Origin of the sequence: Streptomyces sp. SS1-1 (genome assembly GCF_008973465.1) — a bacterium.
Classification (GTDB): domain Bacteria; phylum Actinomycetota; class Actinomycetes; order Streptomycetales; family Streptomycetaceae; genus Streptomyces.
The window spans coordinates 2,158,165-2,176,035 of sequence record NZ_WBXN01000004.1 but is presented as its reverse complement, the minus strand read 5'-3'; the positions used below and the strand labels follow the sequence as shown (position 1 = coordinate 2,176,035).

Sequence of the window (17,871 nt, the reverse complement as noted above, 5' to 3'; positions counted from 1 at the left end):
TGCTCGCGGTCCCCGATGCGGCCCCTTCGTCGCGGAGCGTGCGGGGCGTGTCTGGCGTGTCCTGGCATATCCGCCAACTGGTCATGCCTCTGCGCATTGTTGTCCACAAAACTTTCACAGGGGTGACTAGGAACGGTACGCGTCCGGAACCTAGTCTTCCCGCGTCATGGACTACTGCCACCCGTGCCGACGGCACCTGAACGGCGCACTCGCCTGTCCGGGGTGCGGCGCCACGACCGAACAGCCGCATGTGTACGCGGACGCCCTGGCCGGCGCCGCGTACCCGCCGCCGGCCGAGCGGTCCCCGGGCGCGCCCGCGGCGTACGCGGGGCAGTACACCGGCACGGAACCGGACGCTCCCGAGGGCGCGGACGCCCCCGCTGACACCGGCGGGCTCGCGGAGGCGGCACCGGTGGCCGGCCGGGCCGCGCGCCGGGCGGCGCAGCGACGCGGCCGCAGCCGCCGGCGCGCCCGCGACGAGCGGGACGCCCCCGCCGTCCCGGAGGACGGGCACACCGGCCCGGACGGCTACGACGACTCCGAGGAGTACGACGACCCGGAGGCGTACGACGACGAGGACGGCGACGAGGACGAGGCCGGGGCCGGCACGAGCCGCCGGGACCGCAAGGCCGCCGCGCACCGCCGCAGACGGCGCCGGACGCTGCTGATCGCGGCGGGCTTCGTCCTGGCCGCCGGCGGTCTGAGCCTCGCCGAACTCGGCATGGACGCCCCCGATGACACCCCTCCGACGGCCGCGGCCGGCGACTCCTCGGCGGACGGCGGCGCAGAGGGTGAGGTCGAGGCGTCGCCCGGCGCCACCGGCGCCACCGTCCGCACCGGGGCGGGCGCGGCCTCGGGCGGCCCGTCCGCGTCCCCCTCCGCCTCCGCGTCCGGCAAGGACGAGGACGAGGACAAGGACGACGAGGACGGGAAGAAGGACGAGGACGCGGACGGGGACGGCACCCCGGACCCGGAGTCCTCGTCGGAGGAGACGGCGGGCACCGGCGCCGGTACGCCGCCCCCGGCCCCCGACCCCACGCCGACCTCGGGCGGCGGCGGCGACCCCGACCCGACGGAGGACCCGGCCACCTCGGAGCCGACGCCCGACCCCAAGCCGACGGAGTGCAAGCGTTTCCTCTGGTGGTGCACGTAGTCGCTCGCCGGGGGAGCGGGCGTCAGTCCGCCAGCATCCGGCGCAGCAGATCGCGCAGCGCCAGCCGCTCGTCCTCCGACAGGCCCGCCAGCGGCTCCCGGGCGAACCGCAGGGACTCCCGCAGGTTCCGGGCCACCTGACGGCCCTCCCCGGTCGCGGCGGCCAGCTTCACCCGCCGGTCCGCCGGGTCCGGCCGGCGCTCCACCAGGCCCCGTGACTCCAGCCGGTCCACGATGCCGGTCACGTTCGACGGCTCGCAGCGCAGCCGCTGGGCCAGCTTGCGCATCGGCAGCGGCTCCAGCGAGAGCAGGCTCAGCAGCCGGGCCTGGGCGCCGGTGAGCGCGTGCTCCGCGGCCGCCTCCTCGTACTCCGCGTGATAGCGGGCCACGACCGCGCCGATGAGGTCGACGACCTCGAAGGTCAGCTCGTCCGGGCGGTTCGTCCTGGGTGGAGTGGTCACTCGTCCAGGGTAACGGGTTACTTGACATCCTGAAATATTCAGGCGCATGGTTGTTTCAGGTACTGAAGTATTTTGATGGAAGGGCACCCTGTGATCAACCGCGAATGGCACCTCGTCTCCCGTCCCGTCGGCTGGCCCAAGCCCGAGGACTTCGCCCTGGTCGAGACCGAGGTGCCCACCCCCCGCGACGGCCAGGTGCTCGTCCGCAACACGTACGTCTCGGTCGACCCGTACATGCGGGGCCGCATGTCGGCCGCCAAGTCGTACGCCGACCCCTACGAGCTCGGCAAGGTCATGCAGGGCGGCGCGGTCGGCGAGGTCGTCGCGTCGAACGCCGAGGGCATCGCGGTCGGCGACCACGTCCTGCACTTCTTCGGCTGGCGCGAGTACGCGGCCCTGGACGCGCGGCACGCCGTCAAGGTCGACCCCGAGGCCGCGCCCCTGTCCACGTACCTCGGCGTCCTCGGCATGACCGGTCTCACCGCCTACGCCGGACTGCTGCGCACCGCCGCCTTCAAGGAGGGTGACGCGGTGTTCGTCTCCGGCGCGGCCGGTGCCGTCGGCAGCCAGGTCGGCCAGCTCGCACGGCTCAAGGGCGCCTCGCGCGTCATCGGCTCCGCAGGCTCCGACGAGAAGGTGAAGCTCCTGGTCGAGGAGTACGGCTTCGACGCCGCCTTCAACTACAGGAACGGCCCCGTGCGCGAGCAGCTGCGCGCCGCCGCCCCGGACGGCGTCGACGTGTACTTCGACAACGTCGGCGGCGAGCACCTGGAGGCGGCCATCGGCTCCCTCAACCTGAACGGCCGGATCGCCGTCTGCGGCATGATCTCCGTCTACAACGACACCGAGCCCGCCCCCGGCCCGCGCAACCTCGCCCGGCTGATCCAGACCCGCGGCCGTATCGAGGGCTTCCTGGTCGGCGACCACTACGACCTGCGGCCGCAGTTCGTCCAGGAGGTCGGCCCCTGGGTCGCCTCGGGCGAGCTGAAGTACCGCGAGACCGTCGTCGAGGGCATCGAGAACAACCTGGAGGCGTTCTTCGGCGTCCTGCGCGGCGACAACATCGGCAAGATGATCGTCAAGCTCTGACGGTCCGGCCCGCGAAGAGGCCGCGCCCCACGCAGGGGGCGCGGCCTCTCCGCGTTCCCGGTCAGACGGCCAGCGCCGCGGTGTGCACCGCCCGCACCAGCCGGTCGTTCTCCACGGCCGCACCGCCCGGGTAGGCGTAGCGGCGCCGCGTGTAGCCGTACGCCAGACCGCTGCGCGGGTCGGCGAACGCCTGCGAGCCGCTCGCCCCGGCGTGCCCGAACGCACCGGCGCCCAGGAACGGGTACCAGGGGTCCGACACCGCCTGGAAGCCGAGCCCGAACGACTTGTACGTCCGGGACACCAGGTCCTGGCCGGTGGAGTGGATCTGGCCGACCTCGGCGACCGTGTCCGGCTTCAGCAGCGGCGGGCGCCCGCCCAGCCCGCTCACGGCCGCCGCGTACATCCCCGCGAGACCCCGCGCGGAGGCCACACCGCCCGCCGAGGCGGGCCCGTTCGCCCGCACCGCACGGGAGTTGGGGTAGTCCGCGAGCTGCCCCGGCATCGGCACATGCGTGTTGAAGGCGATCGAGGCCAGCGTGTGCGGTCCGGCCGGCACGGCGTCCAGCTCCGCCTGCTGCTGCGGCGTCGGCTCCATCGGCTGCACCGAGCGGTAGCGGTCCTCCAGCGCCTCGGGCAGCCCGAGGAAGAAGCCCAGGTCGTGCGGGGCGCGGACGCGCTCCTCGTAGACCTCCTGGAGGGTGCGGCCGGTGGCGCGCCGCACGACCTCGCCGGTGAGCGCGGCGACGCTGAGCGCGTGGTAGCCGAACGCCGTGCCCGGCCGCCAGAACGGCCGCTGCCCGGCGAGGCGTTCGGCGATCGCCCGGTCGTCGGCCAGCTCGTCCAGCGTGAACCCGGCGTCGAGTCCGACCACCCCGGCGCGGTGCGCGATCAGCTCGCGCAGCGTGATCCCGGCCTTGCCCTCGGCCGCGAACTCGGGCCAGTACGAGGCGACTTCACGGTCGAGGTCCAGTACCCCGTCCTGGACGAACAGTGCCACCACCAGATGGGCCGCGCCCTTGGACGACGAGAACACCCCGTAGAGGGAGTCGGCCCCGGCGCCCGGGCCCGCCCACAGGTCGACCACCCGTTCGCCGTGCACGTACGCGGCGACCTGGCCCTCGTAGTCCGGCCGTTCCGTGGCCACGAACGCCGCGAACTCCTCCCGTACCGCCTCGAAGCCGTCCGCGACCGTGCCGTGGATCTCCGGTGCCATCCGCTCTCCTCACCTGGCCCCTGATGTCTGCCGTGCTCACAACACCCGCCCCGGCCCGGCCCATTCCCCGCGATGGGGACGCCGTGACCGGGCACCGAAGCCGCCGTGACGGCGGTGTGACACACCCCGTCTACAGTGATCCGCATGCGCGATCTCGGTGCCGGTTTCAGGTTTCTCCTCAAGGGCCAGCGATGGGTGGCCCGGCACGGCAGGCAGTACGGCTTCGGGCTGATCCCGGGCCTGATCACCCTGGTGCTGTACGCGGCCACGCTGGTGGCCCTCGCGCTGTGGGGCCAGGACCTCGTGGGCTGGTCCACCCCGTTCGCCGACGGCTGGGCGAGCCCATGGCGGGGCCTGTTCCGCGGGTTGCTCACCGCCGTCCTGTTCGCCCTGGCCCTGCTGCTGTCCGTGGTCACCTTCACCGCCGTGACCCTGCTGATCGGCCAGCCCTTCTACGAGAGCCTCTCGGAGCGCGTCGACCGGGACGTCTCGCCCGACGGCACCGCGCCCGAGTCCGGGCTGCCGTTCTGGCGGGATCTGTGGATCTCCGGCCGCGACAGCCTGCGGATCGTCGTGCGCGCCGCCGTGTGGGGCGTGCTGCTGTTCGCGGCCGGCTTCATCCCGGTCGTCGGGCAGACGGTCGTCCCGGTCCTCGGTGTGGTCGTCACCGGCTTCTTCCTCACCGAGGAGCTGACGGCGGTCGCCCTCCAGCGCCGCCGCGTCGAGCTGCGCGAGCGCCTGACGCTCCTGCGCTCGCGCAAGATGCTCGTCTGGGGCTTCGGCACTCCGCTCGCCGCCGCCTTCCTGGTGCCGTTCGCCGCCGTGTTCCTGATGCCCGGCGCGGTCGCGGGCGCCACGCTGATGGCCCGGGAGCTGGCGGGAGAGGAGACGCGGGAGGACGAGCCGGGCGAGCCCGCGGGCGAGAAGGTCACCCGGTGACCGGACTGCCGGCCGCCACCGTCAGGATCGTGCGCACCTGGGCGATGATGTCCAGCCGGTTGCGGACGAACTCCGGGTCCGTCACCGCCCCCGACGCCGGGTCGGTGTTGCCCGCCCCGAACTGCAGCACCGGCGTGTGCACATGCCCGCCCGGCAGCACGTCGTGCAGCCCCAGGCGGTCGCGCAGCAGCGTCGCCCGGTAGGCGATCTCGTTGGACAGGTAGTCCCCGCCGCCGCCGGCCCGGGCGCTCGACCCGGGCGTCGGCCCGTCCGGCCGGACGACGGCCTCCGTGCCGCCCGCCGGGATCTCGGTGACGCTCGTGTTGTCGTACACGGGGAACCGGCCGGTGGGCGCGGCGACGATCGCCGCGTACGGCAGGGTGGTCGTCGTCCACTGCGGCTGCGAACCAGGGTCGGCGACCGGGGCCAGGCCGGTGCTGGAGGCGTTCTCGTTGTCCGGGAACCCGCCCCGCCAGGCCCCGTTGGTCCGCTCCACGTCGAACCGCCCGACCCGGCCCTGGCTCACGGTCATGAACAGGTCGACCCGCCCCAGGTGCGGCCGCAGCGCCCGCTCCACGGTCCCCTCGGCGAAGTCCCGCCAGCGCACCGGGAAGACGGCGGTCTCCACCCGCGCCGGACCGGCCGCCGTCCGCACGACCGTGCCGTCCAGCGCCAGCGCGGCCGCCCCCGACGGGTTGGAGATCCGGATGTCCCGGTCCAGCGTGAACGGGTCGAACCCGGTGACCAGGATGCGCCGGACGCCCTTCTCCCGCGGCAGCCGGAGGTCGCCCTGCCCGCGCGAGGTCCGCTCCAGCGCGTCCAGCAGTGCGGCCCGCCGCCCCTCGTCCAGGGCGAAGCCCGGCTCCCAGGTGCGCAGTTCCCGTGTCATCGTCAGCCGGGCCCAGTACAGCGGCCGGTCGTCGTCCCGGCTCAGATCGCCGCCCGCCGGACCCCGCCCCTGCGCCCGGTCGACGGCCCGCCGCCACAGCGCCGTCCCGTGCCGCTCGACGGCCCGGCGGGCCGCCGCGTAGCCGTGCGCGCCGTCCAGGGCGCGGGAGAAGGCGGCGGTGGCGGCGCCGAACCCGGAGCGGCGCAGGATCTCCTGGGGGGCCGCCTGGGTGAGCCGCCGCTCCTCGACGGTGGGGGCGGCGGCGGTCCTGGGGGTGGCGGCGGCGGTGCCGGTGGCGGGCGCCGCGAGGCCGGTCAGCAGGGCCAGGGCGAGCACTCCGGTCCGAACACGGGGGGATATCACGGCAGTTCGGGTCCTTCCGTCACGGTGGGGGTCGTGCGGGACGCCGGAAGTATCGCGTGACGGGAGAGGTCCACGCCATGGTGCGTGCGCCCGTCCGTCCGCCGCCGTCAGCTCCGCGGCTCGCCGAGCAGCCGCAGGAAGTCCCGGAACGCGCCCGGCATGTCCACCGACGCGGGGTCCAGCAGCCACTGGTACTGCAGCCCGTCCATGACGGCGACCAGCAGCGGGGCGGTGCGCTCGGGCGTCAGCCCGTTCGGCAGCCGGTCGCCGTACTCGGCGCGCAGCATCTCCGCCATGCTCGCCCGCACCCGCGTGTACCGCTCGGAGAAGTACGCCCGCGCCGGATGCCCGTCCGTCACGCTCTCACCGAGCAGCGCCGAGAAGGTCTGCACGATGCCCGGCCGCATCGCGTTGTACTCGACCAGCGCGGCCAGCAGATCGACCCGCCACCGGCTGTCCGGCACGGCGTCCCACCGGTCCCGCTCCTGGAGCACGGCGACGAGCAGCGCGTCCTTGGTCGGGAAGTGGTGCATCAGGCCCTGCTGGGTGAGCCCCACCCGTTCGGCGACCGCGGCCAGGCTCGCGCCCCGGTAGCCGCGCTCGGCGATGACCTCCAGCGCCGCCCGGACGATCTCGGCGCGGCGCTCCTCGCCCCTGACCCTCGCGTTCATGGCGTCACCGTACGGGATGCGCCCGCCCCTCATGTAACACGCGGATAACGAAACCTACCGGTCGACAGGTGACCGATGCAGGATGGTGCCCACAGCCCGGACTCGACGAGGAGGCACCGCGATGGCGGGAACGCGCACCCAGGCCGATGCAGCACGTGAGGCGGTCGTGGAGGCGGCCCTCGCCCGGCTCGACCTCGACGCGAAGACACGGCTGCTCTCCGGCCAGGACATGTGGACCCTGCCCGCCCTGCCCGAGATCGGCCTGCCCTCCCTCGTGATGTCGGACGGCCCGATCGGCGTCCGCGGGGTGCGCTGGACCGCCGACGACCCGTCCGTCGCCCTGCCCTCCCCGACCGCCCTGGCCGCCGCCTGGGACCCGGACCTCGCCCACCGCGCCGGCGTCCTCCTCGCCCAGGAGGCCCGCCGCAAGGGCGTCCACGTCCTGCTCGCCCCCACCGTCAACCTGCACCGCTCCCCGCTCGGCGGACGCCACTTCGAGGCGTACAGCGAGGACCCGTACCTCACCGGGGTCATCGGCGCGGGCTATGTCTCGGGCGTCCAGTCCGGCGGCGTCGGCACCACCGTGAAACACTTCGTCGCCAACGACGCCGAGACCGAGCGCTTCACCGTGAACAACGTCGTCGGCGAACGCGCCCTGCGCGAGCTGTACCTGGCGCCCTTCGAGCACATCGTGGAACACGCCAGCCCCTGGGGCGTGATGACCGCGTACAACACGGTCAACGGCACGACCATGACCGAGCACCGGCGCCTCGTCGAGGAGGTGCTGCGCGGCGAGTGGGGCTTCGACGGCGTCAACGTCTCCGACTGGGCGGCCGCCCGCGACACCGCCGCCGCCCTCGACGGCGGCCTCGACATCGCCATGCCCGGCCCCCGGACCGTCTACGGCGAGGCCCTCGCCCGGGCCGTGCGCGCCGGGGAGGTCCCCGAGGCCCGGGTCGACGACGCCGTGCGCAACGTCCTGCGGCTGGCCGCCCGCGTCGGCATCCTCCCCGGCGCCGAACCGGCCGTCACCGCCCTCCCGCCCGAGACCGACGGCCCCGCCCTCGCCCGCGAGATCGCCCGCCGCTCCTTCGTCCTCGTCCGCAACGAGAACGCCCTGCCGCTGCCGCCCGGCGGCACCGTCGCCCTGATCGGCGGCGCCGCCCGCGACGCCCGCGTCCTGGGCGGCGGCTCCGCGACCGTCTTCCCGGCCCGCACCGTCTCCCCGCTCGACGGCCTCACCGCCGCCCTCCCCGAAGGCGCCCTCACCTACGCCGTCGGCGCCGACCCCAGCACCGAACTCGGCGTGGCCGACAAGGGGTTCACCCTGCGGGCCGTGTGCCGGGACGCGTCGGGGAACGTCCTCGGCACCGGCTCCGCGCCCAGCGGGCACATCCAGTGGATGGGCTCCGACCTCCCCGACGGCGTCACCCACGAGACCCTGCACAGCGTCGAGCTGACCGGCACGTTCACCCCGCGCGTCACCGGCGCCCACACCTTCGGCGTCAAGGGCATCGGCGCCTTCACGCTCGTCATCGACGGCACCACGTACTACGACGACGTCCAGCGCCCCACCAAGGACGACCCGTTCATCAGCTTCTTCGGCGCCCCCGTCCCGCGCGCCCAGCCCGAACTCACCGAAGGCGCCCCCGTCGAGGTCTCCCTCACCTACGTCGTCGAGCACCCCGAGGACGCCCCGCTCAGGGTCGTCGGCTTCACGCTGGCCCACCAGGAGCCGCTGCGCGACCCCGACGAGCTCATCGCCGAGGCCGCCGAGGCCGCGCGCGCCGCCGACACCGCCGTCGTGGTGGTCGCCACCACCGAACGCGTCGAGTCGGAGGGCTTCGACCGCATCGACCTGCGGCTCCCCGGCCGCCAGGACGACCTGGTCCGCGCCGTCGCCGCCGCCAACCCCCGCACGGTCGTCGTCGTCAACTCCGGGTCCCCGGTGGAACTGCCGTGGCGCGACGAGGTCGCCGCCGTGCTGCTCGGCTGGTTCCCGGGCCAGGAGGGCGGCGCCGCCCTCGCCGACGTGCTCACCGGCGCCGAGGAGCCCGGCGGACGGCTGCCCACCACCTGGGGCTCGCTGGCGGACGCCCCGGTCACCGAGGTCGTCCCCACCGACGGCGAACTCGCCTACACCGAGGGCGTCTTCATCGGCTACCGCGCCTGGGAGAAGGCGGGCCGCGCCCCGGCGTACCCGTTCGGGCACGGCCTCGGCTACACCACCTGGGCGTACGAGTCCGCCGAGGTCAAGGGCGCCACGGTCCGGGTGCGGGTGCGCAACACCGGAGAGCGGCCGGGCCGCGAGGTCGTCCAGGTCTATCTGTCGCCCGCGGAGCCGGACGCCGGACGGCCCGCGCGGTGGCTCGCCGGGTTCGCCGGCGTCTCCGCCGAGCCGGGGGAGAGCGGCGAGGCCGTGATCGAGTTGACCCGCCGGGCTTTCGAGGTGTGGGACGAGACGACCGAGGCGTGGACCTTTGTGAAGGGTTCGTACGAGATTCAGCTCGGACGCTCGATCTCCGACCGCAGGCTGACCGCGACGATTAACGTCTGATCCGGGAGAAGTACCCAGGAACAGCCCCGGTCCGGGCCCTGACACCGGGACCGGGGCTCGGGCCTTCCCCCGCCCGTCAGCGCGCCGAGAAGGCGTACACCGTCTCCGACCGGTACACCTCGCCGGGCCGCAGCACCGTGCTCGGGAAGTCCGGCCGGTTCGGGGAGTCCGGGAAGTGCTGGGTCTCCAGCGCGATGCCGTCGCCGGGGGAGAAGGGCGCGTCCAGCTTGTCGGCCGTGTACAGCTGCAGGCCGGGCTCGGTCGTGGCCACCGTCAGCACCCGCCCGGTCGAGGGGTCGTACAGCTCGGCGACCTCCCGCGCGTCCTCCGTGACACCCTTGTCCAGCACGAAGTTGTGGTCGTACCCGGAGCCGACCTTGCGCGTCCGGCGGAAGTCGAAGCGGGAGCCCGTGACGTCCTCCAGGACGCCGGTCGGGATGAGGTCCGCGTCCACCGGGGTGAACCGGGAGGCGTCCAGCCGCAGTTCATGACCGCCCGCGTCACCGGCGTCCGCGCCCGCGAGGTTGAAGTAGCTGTGGTTGGTCAGATTCACCACGGTCGGCGCGTCCGTCACCGCCTCGTACACGAACCGCAGCGCCCCGTCGGCCTCCAGGGTGTACGTCGCCGTCACCTCCAGGCGCCCCGGGAAGCCCTCCTCGCCGTGCGGGCTGACCCTCGTCAGCCGCAGCCCGTGCTCGACGGGCGTCACGTCCCACACGCGCTTGTCGAAGCCCCGGGCGCCGCCGTGCAGCGAGTTCGGCGGGGTGTTGGGGTCGAGCGCGTAGGTGACCCCGTCCAGCGGGAAACGGCCGCCCGCGATCCGGTTGGCGTACCGCCCGATCAGCGCGCCGAGATACGGCCCGGTGTGCGTCACGTACCCGTCGAGATCGGCGAACCCGAGGACCACGTCGGCCGTCCGGCCGTCCCGGTCGGGCACCTCCAGTGACTGCACGATCCCGCCGTACGACAGGACTCGCGCCCGAACGCCCGCGCGCTCCAGGGTCCAGCGATGGACCTCCGTGCCGTCGGAAAGTGTGCCGAAGTGTTCGCTCATGAGCGGAACACTAGTTCGTGACCGTCCGGTAGGCGATCTCCGCCAGCCGCGCCTGCCCGTCGACGCTCGGATGGAAGAAGTCCCACTGGCTCAACTGCGCCTGCCCGAAACGGAAGTCATGCACCGCGCCGCCGTCGAACCGGCAGCGGCGGTCCTTCGCGCAGACGTCCCTCAGCACCGCGTTGTACGCCTCGACCCGGTCCTGCACGGTCGCCCGGCGCTCGTTCGCCTCCGCCGTCAGGGACTCCGCGTCCCCCAGCATCGACGGGCAGATCCCCAGCTTCCACACCTGACGGCCCATCGGGCTCGTCCGGCCCTGCTCCCACAGCCGCATCAGATTCGGCACGCTCGCCACGTACACCTGCGACTTCGGCAGCGACCGGCGCAGCGTGCGCAGCGCCTCCTCGAAGCTCGCGCGGAACTCGGCCACCGGCGTCATCGAGCCGACCGACCTGCGGCAGGCGTCGTTGGCGCCCGCCATCACCGTGACCAGCTGCGGCCGATGCGTCACGGCCCGCGCCATCTGGCCGGGAACATCACCCATCCGGGCCCCCGTCACCGCGAGGTTCCAGCTGCGCTCCGCCGCCTTCTGCCGGCCCAGCAGCCGTACCGCCAGGCTGTCGACCGCCGGACGGGTGCCGGTCGCCCAGGACACCTCGGGGCAGTCCGACAGGACCGCGCAGGCGTCGAAGCCGGTGGTGATCGAGTCGCCGACCGCCGCGACCGAGGCGGGGCTGCGGTCCCACACCGGCGTCGGCCTCGGCGAGGGCCGCGCGCCCCGCGCCGCCGTCCCCGACGGGGCGGGGCCGGCGCCGCCCACGGCATCACAGCCGGACGCGCCCAGCACGGCCGCGGTCACGGCGGCGAGGACCACGCGTGGGACAAGCCGTCGCATCCGCATACCCGTCCATCCCCTCGTCGGACCCGTCGAACTGTCCAACCCATGAGACCTCACCCGGGTTCCCGGGCCGCGCATGCAACGGCTCACACCCGTACAAGCGTCCTGCCGGGTGAATGGCGGGCGTTTCACGGCCCCGGGACCGACGGTACGTCACACTCCTCGCCCCGCCGCACGGTAGCCTCGCCATCGAACGTGGTCCCCGGCCACGCCCGCCCGATCGCAAGATGTCCGCTCAGCCCGGAGGTCCCGGTGACGACACGTGGAGTTCTGTACGTGCACTCCGCGCCGCGCGCGATGTGCCCGCACGTCGAGTGGGCCGTCGCCGGGGTGCTCGGCACGCGCGTCAACCTCGACTGGATCCGGCAGCCCGCCGCGCCCAGCACCTGGCGCTCGGAGTTCTCCTGGCAGGGCGAGGCCGGCACGGCGTCCAAGCTGGCGTCCGCCCTGCGCGGATGGCAGATGCTGCGCTTCGAGGTGACCGCCGAACCCTGCCCCACCGCCGAGGGCGAGCGCTACAGCTGCACCCCCGACCTCGGCATCTTCCACGCCGTCACCGGCATGCACGGCGACATCCTGATCCCCGAGGACCGGCTGCGCGCCGCCCTGACCCGCGCCCAGCGCGAGGAGGCGGACCTGGAGGCCGAGATCGCCAAGCTGCTGGGCAAGCCCTGGGACGACGAGCTGGAACCCTTCCGGTACGCGGGCGAGGGCGCGCCGGTGCGCTGGCTGCACCAGGTGGTCTGACCGCCGGCCTGACGGCCGCTCACCCCCGGGCACACGAAAGGGCCCCCGCCTCGAAGGCGGGGGCCCTTCCCATGCGTACGGGGGTCGCTCAGACCGTCCGGAACGCCAGGACCACGTTGTGCCCGCCGAAGCCGAACGAGTCGTTCAGCGCGGCGATACGGCCCTCCACGGGCAGCTTGCGGGCCTCGCCGCGGACCACGTCGGCGTTCGCCTCGGCCTCCGGGTCGAGGTTCTCCACGTTGATGGTCGGCGGGGCCACCCGGTGGTAGAGCGCGAGCACGGTCGCGACGCTCTCGACACCGCCGGCGCCGCCCAGCAGGTGACCGGTCATCGACTTGGTGGCGGAGACGGCCATGTGGTCGGCGTCGTCGCCGAAGACCTTGCGCAGCGCCTTCAGTTCGGCGATGTCACCGGCCGGCGTCGACGTGGCGTGCGCGTTCACGTGCACGATCTCCGCCGGGTCCAGGTCGGTGCGGTCCAGCAGGTTCTGCAGGGCGTGCGAGATGCCGCGGCCCTCCGGCTCCGGCTGCACGATGTCGTGCGCGTCGGCGGAGATGCCCTGCCCGACCGCCTCGGCGTACACCCGGGCACCGCGCTTCGCGGCGTGCTCGGCGGACTCCAGGACGATCACGCCGGCGCCCTCGCCGAGGACGAAGCCGTCGCGGGCGACGTCGTAGGGACGCGACGCGCCCTGCGGGTCGTCGTTGTTCTTGGACATCGCCATCATGTTGCCGAACGCGGCGATCGGCAGCGGGTGGATGGCCGCCTCCGTGCCGCCCGCGATCACCACGTCGGCACGGCCGGTGCGGATCATCTCGATGGCGTAGCCGATGGCCTCGGCGCCCGAGGCGCACGCCGACACCGGCGTGTGCACGCCCGCGCGGGCACCCACGGCCAGACCGACGTTGGCGGAGGGGCCGTTCGGCATCAGCATGGGGACGGTGTGCGGGGAGACGCGGCGGACGCCCTTCTCCTTCAGCACGTCGTACTGGTCGAGCAGCGTCGTCACACCGCCGATGCCGGAGGCGATGACCGCGCCCAGCCGGTCGGGGTCGACGTTCGGGTCCTCACCGGCCCTGGCCTCGAACCCGGCGTCCTTCCACGCCTCCTGGGCGGCGACCAGCGCGAACTGCGCCGAGCGGTCCAGACGGCGGGCCTGCGGCCGCGGGATGACCTCGGTCGGCTCCACGGCGATGGTCGCCGCGATACGGACCGCCTGGTCGGCGGCCCAGTCCTGCTCCAGGGGCTTGACGCCGGAACGTCCGGCGACCAGGCCCTCCCAGGTAGAGGCTGCGTCGCCACCCAGCGGTGTGGTTGCGCCGATACCGGTGACGACCACGGTGCGATTGGTCGGGCTCACGGGAATTCTTTCTCCAACGGATACGAGGATTCAGCGGCGCCACCGCCGGGTGGCGGGGCAGTCGGCCCAGAGGCCGGATCGGCGGATCAGCCCTGGTGCTTGAGGATGTAGTCGGTCGCGTCGCCGACGGTCTTGAGGTTCTTGACGTCCTCGTCGGGGATCTTCACGTCGAAGCGCTCCTCGGCGGCGACGACGACCTCGACCATGGACAGCGAGTCGACGTCCAGGTCGTCGGTGAAGGACTTGTCCAGCTGGACGTCCTCGACCGGGATGCCGGCGATCTCGTTCACGATGTCGGCGAGACCGGCGACGATCTCTTCCTGAGTGGCGGCCATGGTGGCGCTCCTTCGTTGTTGTTCAGGTTCTTCAGAGGGTTGGGCGCCCGCCGCACAGGCGGCAGGTGGTGCGCGTCCCGTGCCGGTTCACATGATCCGGCACGGAGTGCCTAGGGGAGAGTAACGACCGTGGCGGCGTAGACGAGACCCGCCCCGAATCCGATGACGAGCGCGGTGTCGCCGCTCTTCGCCTCGCCGGTCGCCAGGAGCCGCTCCATCGCGAGCGGGATCGAGGCGGCCGAGGTGTTGCCGGTGGTGCGCACGTCACGGGCGACCGTCACGTGCTCCGGCAGCTTGAGAGTCTTCACCATCGAGTCGATGATCCGCTCGTTGGCCTGGTGCGGGATGAAGACGTCCAGGTCGTCCGGGGCGATGCCGGCCGCGTCCAGCGCCTGCTGGGCGACCTTCGCCATCTCGAACACGGCCCAGCGGAAGACCGCCTGGCCCTCCTGCGTGATCGCGGGGAACTTGTCCGTGGAGCTGTCGTACTCGTTCCACGGCACGGTCTGCTTGATCGTCTCGGACTTGTCGCCCTCGGAACCCCACACCGTGGGGCCGATCGCCGGCTCCTGGGAGGGGCCGACCACGACCGCGCCGGCGCCGTCGCCGAACAGGAAGGCCGTGGCACGGTCCTCCAGGTCGGTCAGGTCGCTCAGCCGCTCCACGCCGATGACGAGGACGTACTCCGCCGAGCCCTCGACGATCATGCCCTTGGCGAGGGTGAGGCCGTAGCCGAAGCCCGCGCAGCCGGCCGAGATGTCGAAGGCGGCGGCCTTGTTCGTGCCGAGCTTGTCGGCGATCTCGGTCGCGACGGCCGGGGTCTGCTTGAAGTGCGAGACGGTCGAGACGATCACGCCGCCGATCTGCTCGGCCACGATGCCGGCGTCGGCGATCGCCTTGCCGGACGCCTCGATCGACATCGCGGCGACCGTCTCCTCGTCGTTCGCCCAGTGCCGGGTCTGGATGCCGGAGCGCGAACGGATCCACTCGTCGGACGAGTCGATCTTCTCCAGGATCACCTCGTTGGGCACCACCCGCGTGGGCCGGTACCCGCCCACACCGAGGATGCGTGCGTACGGGGCGCCCTTGCTGGGCTTCAGCTTCGCCATGCTCCGGGGCTCCTTGTCAGGCGTGCTCTGCGACGAGCTCGCGAGCAGCGTCGAGATCGTCGGGGGTCTTCAGCGCCAGGGTCTTCACACCCGGCAGCGCGCGCTTGGCCAGACCGGTCAGCGTGCCACCGGGGCACGCCTCGATGAGGGCCGTCACGCCGAGCTCCTTGAAGGTCTCCATGCACAGGTCCCAGCGGACCGGGTTGGCGACCTGGCCGACGAGGCGCTCCAGCACCTCGGTGCCGGTGGTGACCGCGCGGCCGTCCTTGTTGGAGACGTAGGCGACCTTCGGGTCGGCGGGGACGAGCTCCTTGGCGGCCTCGGCCAGCTTGTCCACGGCCGGGCCCATGTGGTGCGTGTGGAACGCGCCGGCGACCTTCAGCGGGACGACCTTGCGCACGCCCTCGGGCTTGTCCTCGCCCAGCGCGGCCAGCTGCTCCATGGTGCCGGCGGCCACGATCTGCCCGGCGCCGTTCATGTTCGCCGGGGTCAGGCCCAGCTTCTCCAGGTGCGCGACGCTGACCTCGGGGTCGCCGCCGAGCAGCGCGGACATGCCGGTCTCGGTGATCGCGGCGGCCTCGGCCATCGCCAGGCCCCGCTTGCGCACGAGGGTCAGCGCGGCGGTGTCGTCGAGGACACCCGCGTAGGCGGCCGCGGTGATCTCGCCGACGCTGTGGCCGGCGACGGCGCCGGGGACGATGTCACCCAGTGCCGCGGCGGACAGCAGGCCGGCCGCGACCAGCAGCGGCTGGGCCACCGCGGTGTCCCGGATGGCGTCGGCGTCGGCCTGCGTCCCGTAGTGGGCGAGGTCCAGTCCGATGGCGTCCGACCAGGCGCCGAGGCGGTCGGCGGCACCGGGCAGTTCGAGCCAGGGGGTCAGGAAGCCGGGCGTCTGGGCGCCCTGGCCGGGAGCGACGAGTACGAGCACTCTCACACTCTCTCTTGGGGACGGCCGACGCCGCCCGTGGGGACAAGGACGAAGAACACGAGGGGGTTTTGTGGACCCCCGACAAAAGACTAGAGCTGAAGATCGCCGTCGGCCAGACGCCCCAGGATCAGCGCGATCCGCAGCGTGAACGCGGAGCGTACATCGGACGGTGACCAGCCGGTGACGTCAGTCACACGTCGGAGCCGGTAGCGCACGGTGTTGGGATGGACGAACAGCATCCGCGCGGCGCCCTCCAGACTGCTCGCCTGTTCGAGATAGACGGACAGCGTCTCCAGCAGCGCCGACCCCGCCTCCTCCAGCGGTCTGTAGATCTCCTCCACCAACTGCTCGCGCGCGCTGGGATCTCCGGCGATGGCGCGCTCCGGGAGGAGGTCGTCCGCGAGGACCGGGCGCGGCGCGTCCTGCCAGGCCGTGCACGCCTTCAGCCCGGCGGCCGCCGCCTGCGCGGACCGCGTGGCGGCCAGCAGGTCCGGCACGACGGGCCCGGCGACCACCGGGCCGGCCGCGTACGGGCCGATCAGCGACTTGGCCACCGCCAGCGGGTTGTCGCTGCCGCCCGCGATCACCACCAGCCGGTCCCCGAGGACGCCCGTCAGCACCTGGAGCTTGGCGTGCCGGGCGGCCCTGCGGATCGCCTCCACGGTCAGCTCGCTGTCGCCGTCGGGCGCGGTGCCGAGCACCACGCAGACGTTGTCCGGGGAGTTCCAGCCGAGCGCGGCCGCACGGGAGACGGCGCCCTCGTCGGCCTCCCCGCTGAGCACGGCGTTCACCACGAGGGACTCGAGACGGGCGTCCCAGGCACCGCGTGCCTCGGCGGCCTGGGCGTAGACCTGCGCGGTGGCGAAGGCGATCTCCCGGGCGTACACCAGCAGCGCCTCGCGCAGCACCCTCTCGTCGCCGGGCGCCGCGACCTCGTCGATCGCCGACTCCATGACCTCGATGGTGGTGCGCACCATCTCCACGGTCTGCCGCAGCGTGATGGCCCGGGTCAGCTCGCGCGGCGCGGTGCCGAAGACGTCGGTGGAGATCGCCTGGGGCGCGTCGGGATGCCGGAACCACTCCGTGAACGCGGCGATGCCGGCCTGGGCGACGAGACCGATCCAGGAACGGTTCTCCGGGGGCATGGCCCGGTACCACGGCAGCGTCTCGTCCATGCGCGCGATGGCCTGCGCGGCGAGCGAACCGGAGGACTTCTCCAGGCGCTTCAGGGTCGCGGCGTGGGCGTGGACGTCGTGCGCGGCGGCTTCGGACTTTCGGGTTACGGGTTCGGGCACGGGGACAAGACTGCCTTATCGGGACGCCCGAGCGTGCCGGAGGGTCGCCCGCGGACTCCCCGGTGGGTCTACGGTGGTCCCCGTGATGGACGTACGGCGCGCCGGAGAGCGCTATCCGGGAGGGGATCCGGCCGCGGGCATCACCTCCCGCCACGCCTTCTCCTTCGGCCCGCACTACGACCCGGACAACCTCCGGTTCGGCGCGGTCATCGCCTGCAACGAGGAGCGGCTCGCGCCCGGCGCCGGATTCGACGAGCACCCGCACAGCCACACCGAGATCGTGACCTGGGTCGTCGAGGGCGAGCTGACCCACCGCGACTCCACGGGCCACGCCACCGTGGTGCGCCCCGGCGACGTGCAGCGCCTCAGCTCGGCGGGCGGCGTCCGGCACGTCGAACGCAACGACGCCGACGTGCCCCTCACCTTCGTGCAGACATGGCTGGCGCCGCTGGCCCCGGGCGGCGACCCGGCGTACGAGATCGTCCGCGGCATCGCCGACTCCACCCCGTACGCCGTCCCCGAGGCCGGCGCGATGCTGCATGTGCGGCGGCTCGGGGCGGGGGAGCGGACGGCCGTACCGGACGCGGCGTACCTGTACGTGCACGTGGCGCGCGGCGAGGTGCGGCTGGCCGGACAGGAGCTGGGTCCGGGCGACGCGGCCCGCGTCACCGGCGCCGCGGACCTGGAGGCGGTCGCGCTCACCCCGGCCGAGCTGCTGGTCTGGGAGATGGCCGGCTGACCCGCGTCAGCCGAACGGCCCACGCGGGCCCCGGCAGCGGATGCCGGGATGATCCACCCGGCGTCCAATGAG

The 17,871-nt window shown here is 73.3% G+C and carries 17 protein-coding genes; 6 read left to right on the top strand and 11 right to left on the bottom strand.

The window, feature by feature from the left end; genetic code table 11:
- Positions 1 to 166: 166 nt before the first annotated feature.
- The gene (locus F8R89_RS11120; protein WP_192806093.1) at positions 167 to 1,153 is read left to right on the top strand and encodes a hypothetical protein; all 987 of its coding nucleotides are present in this window, start codon (positions 167 to 169) and stop codon (positions 1,151 to 1,153) included.
- Positions 1,154 to 1,175: 22 nt separating this feature from the next.
- On the opposite strand, the gene F8R89_RS11115 is transcribed toward F8R89_RS11120, so the two are convergent.
- Positions 1,176 to 1,661, bottom strand: coding sequence for a MarR family winged helix-turn-helix transcriptional regulator (locus tag F8R89_RS11115; protein WP_413251247.1), 486 nt, complete (start codon positions 1,659 to 1,661; stop codon positions 1,176 to 1,178).
- A gap of 27 nt (positions 1,662 to 1,688) precedes the next feature.
- Here F8R89_RS11115 and F8R89_RS11110 point away from each other — a divergent pair, with 27 nt between their 5' ends.
- Complete coding sequence (locus tag F8R89_RS11110) at positions 1,689 to 2,702, top strand: NADP-dependent oxidoreductase (RefSeq protein ID WP_151783826.1); 1,014 nt, start codon at positions 1,689 to 1,691, stop codon at positions 2,700 to 2,702.
- A gap of 61 nt (positions 2,703 to 2,763) precedes the next feature.
- Here the strand turns inward: F8R89_RS11110 and F8R89_RS11105 are convergent, their stop codons facing one another.
- Entirely contained in the window at positions 2,764 to 3,915 is a 1,152-nt protein-coding gene (locus F8R89_RS11105; protein WP_151783825.1) for a serine hydrolase domain-containing protein, read from the bottom strand.
- Positions 3,916 to 4,059: 144 nt separating this feature from the next.
- On the opposite strand from F8R89_RS11105, the gene F8R89_RS11100 reads away from it, so the two are divergent.
- The gene (locus F8R89_RS11100) at positions 4,060 to 4,854 is read left to right on the top strand and encodes an EI24 domain-containing protein (protein ID WP_151783824.1); all 795 of its coding nucleotides are present in this window, start codon (positions 4,060 to 4,062) and stop codon (positions 4,852 to 4,854) included.
- On the opposite strand, the gene F8R89_RS11095 is transcribed toward F8R89_RS11100, so the two are convergent.
- Positions 4,844 to 6,106: a pyroglutamyl peptidase gene (locus F8R89_RS11095; RefSeq protein WP_151783823.1), complete on the bottom strand. Its 1,263-nt coding sequence runs from the start codon at positions 6,104 to 6,106 to the stop codon at positions 4,844 to 4,846. The two genes, F8R89_RS11100 and F8R89_RS11095, sit on opposite strands and share 11 nt — an antisense overlap.
- A gap of 107 nt (positions 6,107 to 6,213) precedes the next feature.
- Positions 6,214 to 6,795, bottom strand: a complete 582-nt coding sequence (locus F8R89_RS11090) for a TetR/AcrR family transcriptional regulator (protein WP_151788068.1) — start codon at positions 6,793 to 6,795, stop codon at positions 6,214 to 6,216.
- Positions 6,796 to 6,898: 103 nt separating this feature from the next.
- Here F8R89_RS11090 and F8R89_RS11085 point away from each other — a divergent pair, with 103 nt between their 5' ends.
- Positions 6,899 to 9,334, top strand: a complete 2,436-nt coding sequence (locus F8R89_RS11085) for a glycoside hydrolase family 3 protein (protein WP_151783822.1) — start codon at positions 6,899 to 6,901, stop codon at positions 9,332 to 9,334.
- Positions 9,335 to 9,410: 76 nt separating this feature from the next.
- Here F8R89_RS11085 and F8R89_RS11080 read toward each other — a convergent pair whose 3' ends face one another.
- Together F8R89_RS11080 and F8R89_RS11075 are read right to left on the bottom strand one after the other, a co-directional pair.
- Positions 9,411 to 10,388, bottom strand: coding sequence for an aldose epimerase family protein (locus F8R89_RS11080; protein ID WP_151783821.1), 978 nt, complete (start codon positions 10,386 to 10,388; stop codon positions 9,411 to 9,413).
- Between the two features lie 10 nt (positions 10,389 to 10,398).
- On the bottom strand, positions 10,399 to 11,289 hold the full coding sequence (locus tag F8R89_RS11075; protein WP_151783820.1) for an SGNH/GDSL hydrolase family protein: 891 nt from the start codon (positions 11,287 to 11,289) through the stop codon (positions 10,399 to 10,401).
- Between the two features lie 249 nt (positions 11,290 to 11,538).
- Here F8R89_RS11075 and F8R89_RS11070 point away from each other — a divergent pair, with 249 nt between their 5' ends.
- Positions 11,539 to 12,033: a DUF3145 domain-containing protein gene (locus F8R89_RS11070; protein ID WP_151783819.1), complete on the top strand. Its 495-nt coding sequence runs from the start codon at positions 11,539 to 11,541 to the stop codon at positions 12,031 to 12,033.
- A gap of 88 nt (positions 12,034 to 12,121) precedes the next feature.
- Here F8R89_RS11070 and fabF read toward each other — a convergent pair whose 3' ends face one another.
- From fabF to fasR, 5 genes are all read right to left on the bottom strand, one after another.
- Positions 12,122 to 13,393, bottom strand: coding sequence for a beta-ketoacyl-ACP synthase II (gene fabF, locus F8R89_RS11065; RefSeq protein ID WP_151783818.1), 1,272 nt, complete (start codon positions 13,391 to 13,393; stop codon positions 12,122 to 12,124).
- Positions 13,394 to 13,479: 86 nt separating this feature from the next.
- On the bottom strand, positions 13,480 to 13,728 hold the full coding sequence (locus tag F8R89_RS11060; RefSeq protein WP_004001566.1) for an acyl carrier protein: 249 nt from the start codon (positions 13,726 to 13,728) through the stop codon (positions 13,480 to 13,482).
- A 110-nt stretch (positions 13,729 to 13,838) separates the two neighbouring features.
- The gene (locus F8R89_RS11055) at positions 13,839 to 14,837 is read right to left on the bottom strand and encodes a ketoacyl-ACP synthase III (protein WP_151783817.1); all 999 of its coding nucleotides are present in this window, start codon (positions 14,835 to 14,837) and stop codon (positions 13,839 to 13,841) included.
- Positions 14,838 to 14,853: 16 nt separating this feature from the next.
- Positions 14,854 to 15,765 carry an ACP S-malonyltransferase gene (locus F8R89_RS11050; protein ID WP_151783816.1) on the bottom strand — a complete coding sequence of 304 codons (912 nt, stop codon included), beginning with the start codon at positions 15,763 to 15,765 and terminating at the stop codon, positions 14,854 to 14,856.
- 89 nt (positions 15,766 to 15,854) lie between these two features.
- Positions 15,855 to 17,060 (bottom strand): fatty acid biosynthesis transcriptional regulator FasR, encoded by a 1,206-nt coding sequence (fasR, locus tag F8R89_RS11045; protein ID WP_151783815.1) that lies wholly within the window; start codon positions 17,058 to 17,060, stop codon positions 15,855 to 15,857.
- A gap of 85 nt (positions 17,061 to 17,145) precedes the next feature.
- Here fasR and F8R89_RS11040 point away from each other — a divergent pair, with 85 nt between their 5' ends.
- Positions 17,146 to 17,799 carry a pirin family protein gene (locus tag F8R89_RS11040; RefSeq protein ID WP_151788067.1) on the top strand — a complete coding sequence of 218 codons (654 nt, stop codon included), beginning with the start codon at positions 17,146 to 17,148 and terminating at the stop codon, positions 17,797 to 17,799.
- Positions 17,800 to 17,871: the final 72 nt, after the last annotated feature.